This is a genomic window from bacterium SCSIO 12643 (assembly GCA_024398135.1).
GTDB lineage: Bacteria > Bacteroidota > Bacteroidia > Flavobacteriales_G > Salibacteraceae > CAJXZP01.
In genome coordinates, this window is sequence record CP073750.1 from 3,146,942 (window position 1) to 3,163,962 (window position 17,021).

The window sequence follows — 17,021 nt, forward strand, 5'->3', positions numbered from 1 at the left end:
AGAGATTTATTATGGCGTTAGATAAAAATAGTAACGGATTCACCTTTGGCTTTGCAGCTATTATGGTGATTGTGGTAGGAACTATTCTTGCAACGTTAGCAGTAGTTTTAAAAGAACCACAGCAAGCGAACTTAAAGCAAGAAAAAATGAAAGCCATTTTAATGGCTACCGGAGTAATGACTGCTGATGATGACATGGCAGATGCTCCTGCTTTATTTGATAAAGTAATTACAAAACGTTTAGTCGTAAGTAGTACTGACGGATCGATTAAATCTGAGGAATCAGGTGCGATTGATGGTACAAATAAAATGGATGCTTTTAATATAGCATTGCAAAAGGTATATGCTGCTAAAGTAAAGCCGATTAAAGCGAAGTATAAAAAGGATCCTGAAACCATGATTAAAAAAATCAAGGAGTTGGATTTGGATTGGCCACTTTATATTGCCAACGTAGAGGGTGAGACAATGTACATTATTCCTATGGAAGGTACCGGACTTTGGGGACCAATTTGGGGATATGTAACATTGGCTGGTGACATGAATACCATTAAAGGGGTATCATTAGCACACAAAGGAGAAACTCCGGGATTGGGTGCTGAGATCGCTACACCAAAATTCCAGAACCAATATTTAGGTAAAACCATTTATGATGGAGATAACTATGTTTCTATTGCCGTATTGAAAGGCGGTGGTGGAAAAGGAAATCCACATGCGGTTGACGGTATTACAGGAGGTACAATTACTTCTGTAGCAGTAGGCGAAATGTTCTACAGATCGTTGGATTTATATGTACCATATTTTAATACAGTTAAATAAATATTGATATGAGTGAGACTGCAAAAAAAGAAGGATTGTTCTCTAAGAAGAACATGAAGTTGATCACAAATCCATTAAACGATGAGAATCCGATCACGATTCAGGTATTGGGGATTTGTTCAGCATTAGCGATTACCGTACAGGTAAAACAAGCGATCGTAATGTCATTATCAGTATTATTTGTATTGATATTCTCTAACTTGATTATTTCTTTAATTAGAAATATCATTCCAGGTCGTATTAGAATTATTGTTCAATTAGTTGTTGTTGCGGCATTGGTAATTATTGTGGATCAGGTATTGAAAGCATATGTATTTGAAATTTCAAAAGCACTTTCTGTATTCGTAGGTTTGATTATTACCAACTGTATCATCATGGGACGTTTGGAAGCATTTGCTTTAGGTAACAAACCTTGGCCATCTATTTTAGATGCGGTAGGTAATGCTTTAGGATACGGTATGATTTTGATTATTATTTCTGTTTTCCGTGAGTTATTAGGTTCAGGTTCTTTAATGGGAATCCAATTATTCGGTGATGCTACTGAAGGAACAGGTTTATATGGAATGGGATACATGAATAACAACATGTTCATTTTGCCTCCAATGGCATTGATCATTACCGGAATTATTATCTGGGTTCAGCGTTCTCGTAATCCTAAATTAATTGAAAATTAAATAGAAAGAAGTCATGCAAGAATTGTTTAGCATATTTGTAAAGGGCATTTTCATGGAGAACATGATTTTTGCCTATTTCTTGGGCATGTGTTCATACCTGGCTGTATCTAAAACAGTAAAAACAGGTGTGGGACTTGGTGCTGCGGTTATTTTCGTATTGGGGATTACTGTTCCGGTAAACTACCTTTTAGAAAATTATGTATTGAAAGAAGGCGCTTTGGAATGGTTAGATCCGGAGTTTGCGAGTTTAGATTTAAGTTTCCTTGGTTTTATTTTATTCATTGCAGTAATTGCATCTATGGTGCAGTTGGTTGAAATGATCGTTGAGAAATTTGCTCCTGCACTTTACGGTGCGTTGGGTATCTTCTTACCATTGATTGCAGTAAACTGTGCGATCCTTGGGGGATCATTATTCATGCAGGAAAGAGCGTATTCTACAATTGGTCAGGCTACAGCTTTCGGTATCGGTTCAGGTATCGGTTGGTTTTTAGCTATTGTTGCCATTGCAGCAATCCGTGAGAAAATTACATACTCTGACGTTCCGGCTCCATTACGTGGATTGGGAATTACCTTCATCATTACTGGATTGATGGGGATCGCGTTTATGAGTTTTATGGGAATCGAATTATAATATTGAAAAACGATAATTATGGGATTAACTACAGTAATTAGTGTAACCTTAGCAGTTTTCTTGCTGTTATTGTTTCTCTTAGTAACAGTGTTACTTTTCGCAAAAGCGAAGTTGTTGCCTTCTGGGGCGATGAAGATTGATGTCAATGGAGAAAAAGAATTAGAAGTTGCTGCCGGAGGTACTCTTTTAGGAACTTTAGGTGACAATGGAATTTTCTTACCATCAGCATGTGGTGGTGGTGGTACCTGTGTACAATGTAGATGTCAGGTATTAGAAGGTGGCGGTGAAATGTTGCCTACTGAAAAACCACACTTCTCAAGAAAAGAAGCTGCAGAAGGATGGCGTTTAGGATGTCAGGTAAAAGTGAAAAACGATATGAAAGTTCAGGTACCTGAAGAGGTATTTGGAATTAAGAAATGGGAAGCAGAAGTAGTTTCTAACTACAGTGTGGCTTCATTCATTAAAGAGTTTATCGTTGAGATTCCTGAAGATATGGATTACAAAGCAGGTGGATATATTCAAATTGAGATTCCACCATGTACCATTAACTATAAGGACATTGACATTACAGCACATCCACAAGAGCATCCAGGTGAGCCACAAAAATTCCAAAAAGAATGGGATAACTTTAACTTGTGGCCATTAACAATGGTGAATGATGAGTCTGTTGAACGTGCATATTCAATGGCTTCTTACCCAGCTGAGGGAAGAAGAATTATGTTGAATGTACGTATTGCTACGCCACCATGGGATAGAGCGAAAAACGGTTGGATGGATGTAAATCCAGGTGTGGCTTCATCTTATATCTTCTCAAGAAAACCAGGAGATAAAGTGGTAGTTTCAGGACCTTATGGAGAATTCTTTATTAAAGAAACAGAAGCTGAGATGTTATACATTGGTGGTGGTGCAGGTATGGCGCCAATGCGTTCGCACTTATACCACTTATTCAGAACATTGAAGACCGGACGTAAAGTTTCTTACTGGTATGGTGGACGTTCTAAACGTGAGCTATTCTATACAGAGCACTTTACTGCATTAGAAAAAGATTTCCCGAATTTCAAATTCCATTTGGTATTGTCTGAACCATTAGAAGAAGACAACTGGAAAGTGAAAAAGGATATCCATGATGAAGGAGATGGATTCGTAGGATTCGTTCACCAGGCGGTGATCGATAACTACCTAACGAAGCACGATGCTCCGGAAGATATTGAATTCTATTTCTGTGGACCACCAATGATGAATAACGCAGTCGTAAAAATGTGTGATGATTGGGGAATACCTGAAGAAAATGTATCGTTCGATGATTTCGGAGGATAAGACATATAAAACACAAAAAAGAAAGCTCCACCATTGGAGCTTTTCTTTTTTTATGGCTGTAGGAGTGGCATTGCTTCTGGGGTCATGTGAAGAAGAACCTCAAAAAGGTTTTGTCAATCATAACCTGCGTTATGAAATCAAGGGAGAAGCGCAAGGAACGACTTATAGTATGCTGTACTATTCTGACAGTGTCCAGATTTCTAAAGAAGCAGTAGATTCCATTTTGGATGAGATCGATTTAGCGGCCTCTATTTGGGTGGACAGCTCACTGATTTCAAACATGAATCGCTCCCAGGATACTTTGATTCAAATCAATGATGTTACGGGTTTCTTTACCGATAATTTTCAATTGAGTAAAGAGGTCTATAACAATACCGATGGCGCATATAATCCCACGGTAGGTAAGTTGGTCAATGCCTGGGGATTTGGATTTAAAAACAAAGAAAAAATGGATTCTACTAAGGTAGATTCGCTATTGCAATCTGTTGGGTTTGATGACAACCAGATGTGGATGTCACAAGAAAACAATCAATGGTGGATGCATAAAACCAATCCGCAAACCCATTTGGATTTTAATGGCATCGCACAAGGATATTCTGTAGATGTACTGGCTCATTATTTTTCTGAAAAAGGAATTTCAGATTATATGATTGAAGTGGGTGGAGAACTCATTGCACATGGTTCTAAGCCCGATGAAAAACTGTGGAATGTGGGGATTGATTTGCCATCAGATCAAAACATGACGCGTAATCTGGCGGCTACTTTAAAACTAGATAATGTGGCGGTAGCGACTTCAGGGAATTATAGAAAATTCTATGAGGTAGATGGCGTACGTTATGCACATACCTTAAATCCTAAAACAGGATTTCCGGTACAACATTCTTTATTGAGTGCTACGGTGGTGATGGATAATTGTGCTTTGGCTGATGCTTATGCCACTGCATTTATGGTGATGGGATATGAAGCCGCGAAAGAACTGGTAGAATCACGTCCTGAATTGGGGATTAATGCCTATTTCATTTACAGTACTGCTGATGGCCAAATGCAGACATATTTTTCTTCCGGGTTAGAAAATATGATCAAAGAGTTGTAACTATGTACAATGGTTGCCGAGCTTAAAAATATTGAAATCGCGTATGACGATAAAATCGTGATACGCGATTTAAGTTTTGAGATTGAACCCGGACAAAAAGTAGCGATCACCGGAGCATCGGGTACCGGGAAATCTACCATCTTAAATGTATTGGCGGGTTTTACACCATATACCGGGGGAACGGTAAATGTTTTGGGTAAAACCTTAAATGCAGAATATATCCAATGGATCAGGCAGCAATTGGCCTGGGTACCGCAAGAAACCGCATTACATTTTGATACCGTAAGAGAAATCATTGATGCACCATTTGAATTTGCTTCCAATCAGGAATTAAAACCCAATGCTACTCAAATTCAGGAATTGTTTGATGTGTTAAATCTTCCCATCGATATTTTAGAAAAAACTCCTGCAACCATTTCCGGAGGGCAAAGACAGCGGGTGTTATTGGCCAGTAGTCTGTTTTTGCAAAAGCCGATTTTAATCACCGATGAACCCACATCGGCATTAGATGAAAGTAATCGGAAACAAATCACCGATTACGTTTTAGGTCAAAAGGATTTAACCGTGATTGCCTCTACGCATGATGCGTATTGGATGGAACAATCAGATAAAGTCATTGCGCTATAATGGATGGAGCTACCGACATAGGATACTGGGATCTGTTGACTGGCTATGGGCTCTTGATTGTACCACTCTATATTTTATGGTATTATAAAACCGGACTGGTTAAAGACGGAATAATCTCCATTGGTCGGATGACCGTTCAATTGCTTTTGGTGGGGGTGTATCTGGAATTCATTTTCGAGTTAAACAGTGCATTGGTAAATGTATTATGGGTGATTGCGATGATCGTCATTGCCGCCTATACCGCAGCCAAAAGAAGCGGGTTGAAATTGAAAGTGATGTTCCTGCCCATTTTTATCGCTGGATTAATCAGTTTAACCGTTACAGATGCGTATTTCCTGGGGTATGTGATTAAACTAGAAAAGATTTTTGATGCGCGTTATTTTATTCCCATCACCGGAATGCTCATTGGAAATAGCCTGAAAACGATCATCATTGCGCTGAGCTATTACTTTAGTCAATTAGATAAAGAACGCGATGTCTACAAATGGTATTTGGCCAATGGGGCGACCCGGAAAGAAGCTTTATTCAGATTTAAAAAGGAAACTTTAAAAATCGCGTTTAATCCAGTAATTGCGGCTACTGCGATTGTGGGATTGATTTCTTTACCTGGAATGATGACCGGACAAATTTTAGGCGGAAGTAGTCCCAACGTAGCCATCAAGTATCAAATTATGTTGATGATTACGGTATTTAGTTCTTCTATATTTAGTGTGATGATTACCATTTTGATTTCCGATCGATTCGTATTCGATGGAATGGATAATTTAAAGAAGATATTTAGCTAGAATACGGAGAGCTTTACCCTTCGACTCCGCTCAGGGTGCTATTCTGTTAAGTTGAAAAAGGATATTCTTAGTTCACACTTTTTGCTCTTGATAAGAACGATACCACTCCACATAACCCCAAACAGCCATAAAAACATATACGCCATATAAAAAGGCATAAAAGTGAATGCCTTTGTAGATATAAATTCCGCACGCCAATACATCTACGGCAAACCAATAATACCAGTTCTCTAGTTTTTTACGGGTAGTTAACCACATCCCGGTGACACTCAAAATAGAAGTAGTCGCATCCCAATAAGGTAAAGATGCTGGAGTCATTCCTTCAATCATGTTGGGAAGGCTTTCCAGAAAGAATCCAAAAGCAAATACTCCGATTCCGGTAATGAATAAAACCAATAGGTTTTGCGTGATGCTATAGGTAGACACGGGTAATTCCGTTTTAGTAGTCTCCTTGCCTCGAACCCAATAATACCAGCCATAAATATTCAGAACCAGAAAGAAGATATGCAACAAGAAATCCCCGTAAAGTTGGATATTCCAGAAAATCACAAAAGAGATCAGGACATAAATAATCCCGGTGGGCCACGTCCAGATATTTTGTTTGATCAGAAACCACACCGCAAGTAATCCAAAGATCAGCCCGCTTAATTCGAGGTGATCAATATGAATGGCGTACTGAACAATTTCTTCCCACATAGTTTAAAATTGATGCCAAAAATAGGCGAAGGACCATGCATTTTGATGCGCAATAAGAAATAAATATCATAAGTGGGGGCGTGTGGTTTTGTTACTTTTGGATTCTATAAGCAGGAGAGGATGAATTATCGCTGGGTGGCATATTTGTATTTGGTTTTGATGGGCAGTGTTTTTCTGGGCTGTCAGGAAGATCGCAGTGATAAACTAACCATTGCCGCTGCGGCCAATACGCAATTTGCCATTTCCGAAATCATTGAAGATTTTAGCCAAAAAACCGGAGTAGAATGTGATCTGGTGTTGAGTTCATCGGGGAAGCTGAATGCGCAAATCAAAGAAGGCGCTCCCTACGACATTTTTGTATCTGCCGATATGTATTACCCTCAGGATCTTTACGATGCCGGATTAGCCATTGCACCCCCGGTGAAATATGCCAAAGGTGCGTTGGTGTTATGGTCTGCAGATCAGGAATTACAACCCTCGGTTGAAGTTTTAAAAGCCGAAAGCGTTCAACATATTGCGTTGGCCAATCCGAAAACTGCACCATATGGCAAAGCATCTATGCAGTTTTTGAAATCTGTGGAAGTGTTGGAGGACATCCAATCTAAGTTGGTGTATGGCGAAGGGGTCAATCAAACCAATCAATATATCATCTCGGAATCCGTACAGTTTGGAATTACCTCAAAATCGGTGGTATTATCCGATAAAATGCGTGATCGGGGACATTGGATTGAGTTGGATCAGCAACAATATGATCCGATTGAGCAGGGGATGGTGATTTTAAAAAGTGGGAAGGAGAATTTATCCCATAAGTTTGGAGAATACCTGCTATCCAAACAAGCGCAATCTATCCTGTCAAAATATGGTTACAAAGCGCCCATATAATCTGTAATTTATTTTACCTTGCAAAGTAAATAACCGGCATTACTATGGATTGGGCACCACTGATATTGACGTTTAAACTGGCGTTGGTGACGACTATCATTTTAGTCATCATTTCAGTTCCTTTGGCGTATAAATTGGCCTATTCCAAATCTACCGCAAAACCGTTTGTAGAAGCTTTAGTGAGTATGCCTTTGGTTTTGCCGCCAACGGTACTCGGATTTTATTTATTGCTGTTGCTCAGCCCGTCTAGTGGAATTGGTGCGTGGTTAAATGATACTTTAGGATTACAATTGATTTTCTCTTTTCCCGGACTCGTATTGGCTTCGGTGATTTATAGTTTGCCGTTTATGGTACATCCCATCCAATCCGGATTTACGCAAGTGCCCACTTCCATTGTAGAAGCAGCTTATGTATTGGGAAAGGATAAATGGGAAACGCTGATTCATGTGATTCTGCCCAATATGAAACCTTCGATCATTACCGGGGTGGTATTGTCATTTGCGCATACGATTGGTGAGTTTGGTGTGGTATTAATGATTGGTGGAAATATTCCGGGCGAGACCAAAGTGGCTTCCATAGCCATTTATGATGAAGTAGAAGCATTGAATTATGGGGTGGCCAATACGTATTCCATGATTTTGTTTGCGATCTCGTTTTCGATTCTGTTGTTTGTGTATTGGTTTAATGGTAAAAGATTTATGTCGTTTTGGAAATGATTGCGATAGATGTACATAAAACCTTTACGGAGAATGGAGTCACACAGGAACTCCATTTTGAACTGGAAATCCGGAAAGGAGAATTGGTGACCATATTTGGTGATTCCGGGGTTGGGAAGACTTCTCTTTTAAGAATGATTTCCGGATTATTGGAGCCGGATTCGGGACACATACAGTTTTTTGACAAGGAGCAATATGATTCCGTTCAAAAGATCAACATCTCCCCACAAGAGCGATCTGTGGGATTGGTGTTTCAGGATTACGCATTGTTTCCGCATATGACCGTTTTGGAGAATATGCAGTTTGCAGCCACCTCCGATGTAGAAACCCGAGAGATTCAACCATTGTTGGAGATTATGGAGTTGGAAGCTTTCAAAGATCGCAAACCCGAAGCTTTATCCGGTGGACAACAGCAGCGTGTGGCTTTGGCCAGAGCCTTGGTACAAAAGCCACAAATCTTACTATTAGATGAACCCTTATCTGCGTTGAATCAGGAGATGCGTATCAAACTCCAGGATTATTTATTGGAGGTACATTGTAAATATGATTTAACCACTATCCTGGTGAGCCACGATAAAGAGGAAGTAATCAAAATGTCTGACCGGGTTTTTGTACTGGAGGCGGGCGAAGTATCCCAATTTGGTTCTCCCATTGAAGTATTTGGTAAAGCCAATAGAAAAGAATGGAACTACCTCGAAGGCAGAGTGATTCGTGTAGAACCGGCCAAAGCCATTGACAATGTCCTGGTCCTGGTAGGAAACCAAATGGTGTATGCGACTTATTCCGAACAAAACCTGCAAGGCCTAAAAGAAGGGGATTTGGTGAAAGTAGAGGTGAAGGGGTAGGGTTATAGTCATATGAAGTAAATAATCGTAAAGTTGAAGTTATTTAAAATTATATTTGGAGTCTTAATCTCAATAGGACTTGTTACACTTGGTTTTGTAATAACGAATTATTCTGAACATGGATTTTGGGTATCTATTTTCAGTATATCCATTCCATTAATTGCCTGGTACCTATCAAAAAATGGACAAAAACACATTGGACAAGGAATGTTACTATCCTCAGTGCTAATATTTTTACTTGCCATGATATTCATATTTTTAAGCATGTTACATTGATGAAAGAACAGAATATAGATATTGAATTCTTGATTTCCGCTTTTGCTTATCCATTTAGTTTAATGAACGAATCCTTTTATTTAAGAAAAAGAGATTTAAAAGTAATTGGAGTACATATTTTTGATTATGAGTTGGTTGATGAATCTAATTCAGAATATGATTCTGGTTTAACCCAGAGGGAAGAAAGAGATATCAAAGAAGCCATTATTGCAAAAGAAAAAAATTACGATAGCCATATTGATATTCCCCGTTTGACTATAGAAGAACGGTTTGAGATTATGACCGATTTCATTGAATCGACTTCTGAATTTAAAGAGGAATTGAGGAATAATAAGAAGACATTAATAGAATCAACAGAAAACTATGGAATAGAGTTTTATAAAAAAGGAATAAAGAAAGGAATAGAAATGGAATATCTGACGAAGGGAATTGAGGATAAAGACTTCAATTCCAAATGGTCTGAATTTTATAGAAATAGAATTAAGACCATTGCTTTGGAGTGGTTAGAAAATAAGAAGAGCTCATTACATAGATAGTATGTTTAACCCCTTGATTAGTTTGTGTTTATATGAAAGGAATACTCACCATAGTTTTATCATTTTGCTTTTCTATTATATTCGGACAAAACTATCTGCGCTATTATCTGCAGGTAAACGAAGCCAAATTACTGGCGGTGGATTCCAACTATTTGCAATCAGCTTTATTGTATCAAAAAACGTTTGAGGAATATGATTTCGAATTTGCCAGAGATTGTATTCATGCGGTGGAAGTAGCCGCAGTTTTAAAACAAGATTCATTAACCGCATATTTTTTGAAATGTGATTTAAAAAGAGGAGTTCCTATATCGTACTTTGATAGAGAACCAGAATTGGAAGAATTTAGATCAAGCACATATTATAGTGCGATCAATGATAGTGCTTTGAGATACCGACAAGAGTTTGAATCTGGGATCAACAAGGATCTTCGGAATGAGATCAATGCGATGTTTGCAGAAGATCAACGGATAAGAGAACGGTACTATAAATGGTGGAATTTTCCTTTTAAACCAATCATTGGAAACAAATGGGAGAAGTTGAATCAAGAGCAGGTAATTCGAATTATAGAAATAACCAAAGTTTATGGTTTTCCAGGAGAGAAACTTATAGGGATTGATTTTCCGGAATATCACGACAAGATAGATTCAACCCAGTTTTCTGCTGGAATGCCAATCATCATATTTATTCATCATTATAGTCAGCCCAATCCTTCATATGATTCTATTTTGCTGGGGCAGGTATTTAAAGGAAATCTGTATAATGAACATTTTGCTACGATATGTGATTTTGAAGCTGCGTTTGGAAAAGGTAAATATGAATGCTTTGGATATTATGGACTCCGACAAAAGCCTAAGAATTATACGTCAAACCAATTCATTGAAAAGAGAAATGAAATTGGAGCACTGTCTGATAATGATATCCAAAAACTGAATAGAAGTAAACTATTGACAAGGTTTTGGAATAGGTTGAAATAGAAGCAGCCGTATACTCTAAAACCCAAAGCCACTAGAGGTAAATCGTGAACCAAATTAAAAATTAAAGCCGCCTGAGAAAATAATAGGCTCGGGGAGTTTATGATTTTGATTCAAAGGTATATTTTACGATCACCCCATAACAGAAATAGCTTTACTTCATACTGATATATTTCAGGCAAGATTCTTAAAATCTTTTTAAGTACTATTTGGTTAGTAGTATTTTGCTTCATCGTTATGAAAAAATTACTTTTGAAAAGGAGTATGTAGTTAATCATTAATGTTGATTTTTCTATAGTTTTAATTATTAACCTTATTATTAATTTAATAACCTAAGTGGGTATGATAAAAAATAGTTTATTCGAGAATATAAAACAATACAATGAAATTGGCCAGGAGTATTGGAGTGCCAGAGAGTTATATTCAGCATTAGACTACCTAAAATGGGATAAGTTTCTTAATGTTTTAAAGAGAGCAGAAACGGCTTGTGAGAATTCAGGTCAAGAGCCGGAAGACCATTTTCTCCGAGTGGGGAAATTGGTTAAAATCGGATCAGGTGCGACAAGGGATATTGGTGATATTCAGCTTAGCCGTTACGCCTGTTACTTAATCGTACAAAATGCAGACCCATCAAAAGAAGTGATTGCAGTTGGTCAAACGTATTTTACTGTTCAAACCAGGAAACAAGAATTATATGAAAATGAATTTGAACAGTTAAAAACAGAAGATGATAAACGACTTTTTCTTAGAAAAGAAATGGCGGAGCACAACAAACAACTGGCGGATGCTGCTAAAAAAGCTGGAGTTATAAAACCTTGGGAATATGCCGTTTTTCAGAATCATGGTTACATGGGGTTATATAACGGATTAGGGGCAAAAGAAATTCATAAGAAAAAAGGATTAGAGAAAAATCAAAGTATCCTTGACCATATGGGTAGTACGGAGTTAGCGGCTAATCTTTTCCGGGCAACCCAAACGGAGGAAAAACTAAGAAGAGAAAACATTAAAGGGAAAGCAAAGGCGAACAAAACGCATTATGAGGTTGGTAAAAAAGTAAGACAAACTATCCAGGAGCTTGGGGGAGAAATGCCTGAAAATTTACCAACAGAAAAGAGCATTAAACAGATCAAAAAAGAACAAAAACCTATGAATATAGAAAGGAAAAAGAAAGAATAAATTTCTGAATAAAAAACCGTTACTTATCATACCCTGTACTAAGAAATTCATTTACCACATTGAAGTATGAATTAAGTCAAACCGGAAACGTAATGATCCAACTTTATGATGTCTCAGGCAGATGGATTCATACGATAAAGGATCAAAAGCAAACACAGGGCAATCATCAAATTGAAATTCGTTTAGCAGATCTACCTGAAGGAGTGTATTTCATCCAACTGCAAACTCCACAAGGCCAGCAAACCCTAAAACTTATTCGAACGAATCCATAACAAAATTGTCTACCGGCATACTTTTTAGACGGCCAATCTGTCGTTTTAGAAATGCATGACCAAAATCACATAAATATACCTCGCTTTATTTAAGTGGTTTATGTGTTTTGTACACGTATAAACCACATCATTAAAATACGTATTTACCACATTTTTTTTGTGAAGTGGAAGAGGTACATTTATGTGATTAAAGGTGGTGCTATTTGATTGGAAACGTTTGTAGTCGTTTGTAATTAATTATGATCGGATAGCATATTCTGTATAGTTATTAAAATTACTGTGTATGCAAAATATTATCCTCACAAGCATAATCGTTTTCTTTTCGTCTACTGCTAGTTACGCACAAAAACTTATTTGGTCTTCAGAGTTTGGTGGAACCAATTCAAATGGCGCTATAGTTAGCTATGAACTTTCCAATGGGCAAATAGAAACTCCGATTTCATTAAATGGAAGTCCAATGTATGGGATTAATATTCTATACGATTACGGTTCTAACGGGCTCGACAACACTGCTGGGATGATTGTAGGAAATGACAGCAACTACTATGGTATAAATTGCTTTGGTACCGGAACCAGATTGGAAGGCTCTTTAAATAAAGAAAGTGGAGGCCGAGGTTTCTTTTACCGTTATGAAAAAGCTACAGGAAAAGTTAAAGTCTTGCACTCATTTGTTGGGAATCAAGAATGGGATTCTGATTTAATCATACCTAGTGATGGTTTTGGTAACGACTTATCCGTTCCTGTATACAATGTTTTGGAAACATCCCCTGGCATTTTTTATGGCCTAGCGACTGGAGGAGGGACAAGTGGTAATGGAGGAGTTTGGAAATACGATATGAATACGCAAACCTATTCCGTAATTGGAAGCTTTAACGACACAGCAAACGATGTAGGATTTAACCCTGTTACAGCATTAATACAAGGTGATGGAAACAACATTTATGGTCTGAACCAATCTAAACACGGCCTCAGTAACCAAGGGTTCCTTTTTAAAATAGATACCAGCACTGATCAGTTATCTTTTGTAGCAGCACTCAATGCAGCTGGATGGGTAATGGCGCACCCCCATGGTCAAATGCTTTATAATTCGCCAACCAATACCATTTATGGCACAAAAGATCAGTTTGATGGCTCCTCTAACTGGGGAGGTGGCGTATGGAGCTATAACCTCACCACATCAACTCAAATCAACGAATGGACGATACTTTTCTCTCAAATTTCAACCTTAGGGAGTTTAGCTACGGGAATCATACAAGCGAATGATGGGTTTATGTATGTTACTACACGTGATGGTGGTGCTCATGGCGCAGGAACTATTATCAAATACACACCATCTGGCGGCACCTATGTAAAAGTATACGACTTTCCGGCTGGATTCAGTCTTGCATCCGGTTACGGAATGATTGCTGTTGGATCCAAAATATATGGAACTTGCTCTTGGAACTTAACTGATGAGCAAATTTGGTCGTACGATACGTTTACTGGAATATATCAAGCTGTATTGCAAGGCAACGAAACTGATCCCTTACATCCAGGAACATTATTAGATTATGGTATTGCCGCGGATGATGGAAAAATAATTGGAAGAACAAAGTACGCCTCTGCCCATGGAGCAGGTGCTATTTTCTCTCATGATGTTTCAACAGGTACGAACACAATTTTACATGACTGTGGTTCCAGAAATGGGCGCCATATTATTGGGGAAATGACACAAATTTCTGATTCTACATTCGTAGGTTACATTGCAAAAGGAGGCCCAATAAATAAATTTAATCCGGCTGATTCAACCATTCAATATGAGAGCGGAGCATTGGCCTTGTTTAACATCCTCTCTGGAGAGATTAAATACCTTGACAATCCTTTTGTCGTCTTCCCTGAAGACGAATTTGTTCAAAGACAAACTATGAATAGACCAATGCTCGGAAGCAATGGAAAACTTTATTACTCTGTGTACTCCTGGACTGGCTTTAATGCAGACAACAGAGTCTTGGAGCATGATTTGAACACTGCGGCCACAACAGCTTTTGCATTGCCCATAGCAACTGAATTGGACATTACTCCAGGGCTGCTTGACCTGCCAGGTGGTAGATTGTTGGCTGCATATCAGAATACTCTTCATTTATACGACTATATCAATGGAAACATGATTTCTACCGATACTTCTACGCATGACTGGAAGAAATATGGTCATATGAATCATAACTTGGTATTGGGGTCAAATGGTAAGATTTACGGAATGACCCAGCCCAGTACTTTGGGTTCCTCTCCTGGAGATAATGTAGGGGTCATCTATTCATTGGACACAACAACTTTCACATTTACAGTTGAACACCAATTTGACAGTTTGGTAAGAAATGTAAATGCCGGATTGGTAGAATACAACGGCAAACTTTATGGGTCCACCAATTTTTTAGGAACAAACAATCAGGGCTATCTATTTTCATTTGATATGGCTTCTGGCACTTTTGCTACTGAACATAGCTTTAACAAAGCTACAGATGGAGGTGGATTTAATGCACGATGGACTTTATTCAACAACAAATTGTATTCAACAGCAAGAACAGGTGGACAAAATGGATATGGAACTTTGGTCGAGTTTGATCCTTCAAGTTCTAGTTTCACAACCCTTAGTCATTTAACGATGGATAATGGTCGTTCTTTCAGGGGTACCCCTTTCCTATGGGATGATACATTCCTTTCTATAGTGGAAAACGGAAAGTTAGAGCCACTAAAAATATATCCAAATCCTGCTAAAACTGTGCTTTATATTGAGGGTGATAAAATGGAAACGATTGAAATCTATGATGCAACGGGTAAATTGATATTATCTCCATTAAATAGCAACACTATTGATATCCATTCTTTGCCAAAAGGTATTTACATCATTGTAGCTCAACAAGCTAAAAAATCTTTTTCGGCTAAATTTATTAAAGAATAGCATTGTTTTCAATATTAATCAACAACAGAACCAAATTCGCTAAAAAATAACGCACCACAACAAGATGTATAGTGCATAGCATCCTTCGGGATGCTACAGCACCATATATGGAACGTTGATTACCATATGACCAACTGACACTAATTGAATGATAGAAACTCAAATCTCAATTCGGATAAACAGAAAATCAGACTTAGACGTGATTAAGAATAGCATTATTAAAAATAGAATTCAGTTTCCGATTTATTTTTTCGAGTATGAAGAAAACTATAGCGTTAACCTTACCAGCGACTATGAAGAATGGGAATTGGATACAGAAATACTAAAGTGCTTTCCAGAATATGAGTTTACTGAAAATCCTGAGAAAGGTAGGAAGGAAATAAGATTACAAATATCTCGATATCAATCTGAATTATGTACTGACGGTTGGGGACGTCCAATAGAAAATCCATTAAACGAAACTAAATACTTAATAAGAAAATCAAAGAATAACATGCCAAAATTCAATCCAAGGATAACAGTACTGTTTGAGGACAAAGAACAAAGCTACTTTGTTAATATCGTTAATGGAATCAATAAAAGTACTAATGAAAAAGGCTACTTACTTCTTAATGAATTTAGGACCAAAAATGAAAATGATGAAACTAAAGTTTTAAAAGATAGACTTTATAAAACACCTTTAGAAGCTTTTCATTCTGCTTATTACAGAATGGGAAATTTAGTGAATGATGATTTTAAGGAATACATAAGAAACAAGAAAAAGGAAATTAGGAAAGAGCAAAGGATTCCAAGAAAAAAAGTCCGAGACTTTATAAATTCCTGCAATAAAAATGACTTGGATGGTATTTTTAAAGATCTTGACGAAAACATTCTTTTTAAGAAGAATAATAAATGGAAAACCGAATTTGAATTTAACGGCATCACGGAACTTAAAAAATACATAAAGTCTAAGAACCAAGACCTTTGTAATATGGAATTCAAGATAAGGTCTTCTTGGAATATAAATTTACCTTTTAATATAACTATTGGCGTTAAATATTTTCTTGACCCAAATAAAAAAGACAATATGACCCTTAAATACAGACAGTATATGTTTGAATTTAAAAATGAAAAAATAATAAGAATAACAGAAGAAAAATAAATAAGGTACACAACAATGGCTATAAGTAATTGCTTGTTCCCTTAGCAGATTGACATATCATAGCTTTCCAATCCATAAAACAATTAGGAAATCTCTCTAATAGTAACAAACAAGGTAAAAGCAGACGATCGCAATTAACCGTCTGCTTTAATTTTTGATTTAAACTTTTCCCATCCGCTCAAAGCCTTCCCACAAAATTTTTAAATTAAAAAGGGCATTTTTCTCTTGAGTATCCAGAGATAAATCGGTGTGATACAAGGCAAAATCATGAACCATTTTTAATGATTTGATGAGTTCATCAATTCCATGAAATTTGACAAAGTCAATAAATTCCGCTTCTGAAGCGTTTAAGGGAATTGGGGTTTTTGATTCGATGAAGACTGAACCATTGAGTGTTTTCCAGTGATTACCATTCGGGTAACCGTTTTGACCATTCTGTGTTGTCATGAGTAAAATGGATTAAATGAATAAAAAGAGGGAGAGTCACTGACAACACATTCCAAGCAATGCTTAGATAGGTCTCGGGACTTTCACCCGTATGCTCTCCCAAGATTTTCTGTTTAAACCGATTTTGAAATTTTCGCATTGCGATTTATTTATTAAAATGTGTTGTCGCTACAAAGGTATAAC

General features: G+C 37.4%; 18 protein-coding genes. 16 read left to right on the plus strand and 2 right to left on the minus strand.

Annotation, left to right across the window (positions count from 1 at the left end; all coding sequences use genetic code 11):
- Nucleotides 1–11: 11 nt before the first annotated feature.
- From nqrC to KFE94_13875, 7 genes are read left to right on the plus strand one after another with little or no spacing between them, the layout of a single operon-like run.
- Nucleotides 12–815, plus strand: a complete 804-nt coding sequence (gene nqrC, locus KFE94_13845) for an NADH:ubiquinone reductase (Na(+)-transporting) subunit C (GenBank protein UTW65725.1) — start codon at nucleotides 12–14, stop codon at nucleotides 813–815.
- 8 nt (nucleotides 816–823) lie between these two features.
- Nucleotides 824–1,489 carry an NADH:ubiquinone reductase (Na(+)-transporting) subunit D gene (locus tag KFE94_13850; GenBank protein ID UTW65726.1) on the plus strand — a complete coding sequence of 222 codons (666 nt, stop codon included), beginning with the start codon at nucleotides 824–826 and terminating at the stop codon, nucleotides 1,487–1,489.
- 13 nt (nucleotides 1,490–1,502) lie between these two features.
- Nucleotides 1,503–2,120: an NADH:ubiquinone reductase (Na(+)-transporting) subunit E gene (gene nqrE, locus KFE94_13855; GenBank protein UTW65727.1), complete on the plus strand. Its 618-nt coding sequence runs from the start codon at nucleotides 1,503–1,505 to the stop codon at nucleotides 2,118–2,120.
- 18 nt (nucleotides 2,121–2,138) lie between these two features.
- The gene (gene nqrF, locus KFE94_13860) at nucleotides 2,139–3,437 is read left to right on the plus strand and encodes an NADH:ubiquinone reductase (Na(+)-transporting) subunit F (GenBank protein UTW65728.1); all 1,299 of its coding nucleotides are present in this window, start codon (nucleotides 2,139–2,141) and stop codon (nucleotides 3,435–3,437) included.
- Nucleotides 3,385–4,530, plus strand: a complete 1,146-nt coding sequence (locus tag KFE94_13865) for an FAD:protein FMN transferase (protein ID UTW65729.1) — start codon at nucleotides 3,385–3,387, stop codon at nucleotides 4,528–4,530. The genes nqrF and KFE94_13865 overlap by 53 nt, the downstream gene beginning before the upstream one ends.
- Before the next feature lie 9 nt (nucleotides 4,531–4,539).
- The gene (locus KFE94_13870; GenBank protein ID UTW65730.1) at nucleotides 4,540–5,157 is read left to right on the plus strand and encodes an ABC transporter ATP-binding protein; all 618 of its coding nucleotides are present in this window, start codon (nucleotides 4,540–4,542) and stop codon (nucleotides 5,155–5,157) included.
- Nucleotides 5,157–5,942, plus strand: a complete 786-nt coding sequence (locus KFE94_13875; protein ID UTW65731.1) for an ABC transporter permease — start codon at nucleotides 5,157–5,159, stop codon at nucleotides 5,940–5,942. The genes KFE94_13870 and KFE94_13875 overlap by 1 nt, the downstream gene beginning before the upstream one ends.
- 72 nt (nucleotides 5,943–6,014) lie before the next feature.
- Here KFE94_13875 and pnuC read toward each other — a convergent pair whose 3' ends face one another.
- Nucleotides 6,015–6,638, minus strand: a complete 624-nt coding sequence (pnuC, locus tag KFE94_13880; protein ID UTW65732.1) for a nicotinamide riboside transporter PnuC — start codon at nucleotides 6,636–6,638, stop codon at nucleotides 6,015–6,017.
- A gap of 120 nt (nucleotides 6,639–6,758) precedes the next feature.
- On the opposite strand from pnuC, the gene modA reads away from it, so the two are divergent.
- The 9 genes from modA to KFE94_13925 all read left to right on the plus strand — a co-directional run bounded on the left by modA (nucleotide 6,759) and on the right by KFE94_13925 (nucleotide 16,391).
- The gene (modA, locus tag KFE94_13885; GenBank protein ID UTW65733.1) at nucleotides 6,759–7,520 is read left to right on the plus strand and encodes a molybdate ABC transporter substrate-binding protein; all 762 of its coding nucleotides are present in this window, start codon (nucleotides 6,759–6,761) and stop codon (nucleotides 7,518–7,520) included.
- Nucleotides 7,521–7,564: 44 nt separating this feature from the next.
- The gene (modB, locus tag KFE94_13890) at nucleotides 7,565–8,236 is read left to right on the plus strand and encodes a molybdate ABC transporter permease subunit (protein ID UTW65734.1); all 672 of its coding nucleotides are present in this window, start codon (nucleotides 7,565–7,567) and stop codon (nucleotides 8,234–8,236) included.
- Nucleotides 8,233–9,081: an ABC transporter ATP-binding protein gene (locus KFE94_13895; GenBank protein UTW65735.1), complete on the plus strand. Its 849-nt coding sequence runs from the start codon at nucleotides 8,233–8,235 to the stop codon at nucleotides 9,079–9,081. Before modB ends, KFE94_13895 begins: the two co-directional genes overlap by 4 nt.
- 275 nt (nucleotides 9,082–9,356) lie before the next feature.
- Nucleotides 9,357–9,893: a hypothetical protein gene (locus KFE94_13900; protein UTW65736.1), complete on the plus strand. Its 537-nt coding sequence runs from the start codon at nucleotides 9,357–9,359 to the stop codon at nucleotides 9,891–9,893.
- A gap of 32 nt (nucleotides 9,894–9,925) precedes the next feature.
- Entirely contained in the window at nucleotides 9,926–10,867 is a 942-nt protein-coding gene (locus KFE94_13905; protein UTW65737.1) for a hypothetical protein, read from the plus strand.
- A gap of 339 nt (nucleotides 10,868–11,206) precedes the next feature.
- Complete coding sequence (gene dinD / locus KFE94_13910) at nucleotides 11,207–12,040, plus strand: DNA damage-inducible protein D (GenBank protein UTW65738.1); 834 nt, start codon at nucleotides 11,207–11,209, stop codon at nucleotides 12,038–12,040.
- Nucleotides 12,041–12,099: 59 nt separating this feature from the next.
- A complete protein-coding gene (locus KFE94_13915; protein UTW65739.1) occupies nucleotides 12,100–12,312 on the plus strand; it encodes a T9SS type A sorting domain-containing protein in 213 nt (70 codons plus the stop codon).
- 283 nt (nucleotides 12,313–12,595) lie between these two features.
- Nucleotides 12,596–15,250: a T9SS type A sorting domain-containing protein gene (locus tag KFE94_13920; protein ID UTW65740.1), complete on the plus strand. Its 2,655-nt coding sequence runs from the start codon at nucleotides 12,596–12,598 to the stop codon at nucleotides 15,248–15,250.
- 148 nt (nucleotides 15,251–15,398) lie between these two features.
- Nucleotides 15,399–16,391 (plus strand): hypothetical protein, encoded by a 993-nt coding sequence (locus KFE94_13925; GenBank protein UTW65741.1) that lies wholly within the window; start codon nucleotides 15,399–15,401, stop codon nucleotides 16,389–16,391.
- A 159-nt stretch (nucleotides 16,392–16,550) separates the two neighbouring features.
- Here the strand turns inward: KFE94_13925 and KFE94_13930 are convergent, their stop codons facing one another.
- Nucleotides 16,551–16,838: a hypothetical protein gene (locus KFE94_13930; GenBank protein UTW65742.1), complete on the minus strand. Its 288-nt coding sequence runs from the start codon at nucleotides 16,836–16,838 to the stop codon at nucleotides 16,551–16,553.
- Nucleotides 16,839–17,021 lie beyond the last annotated feature (183 nt).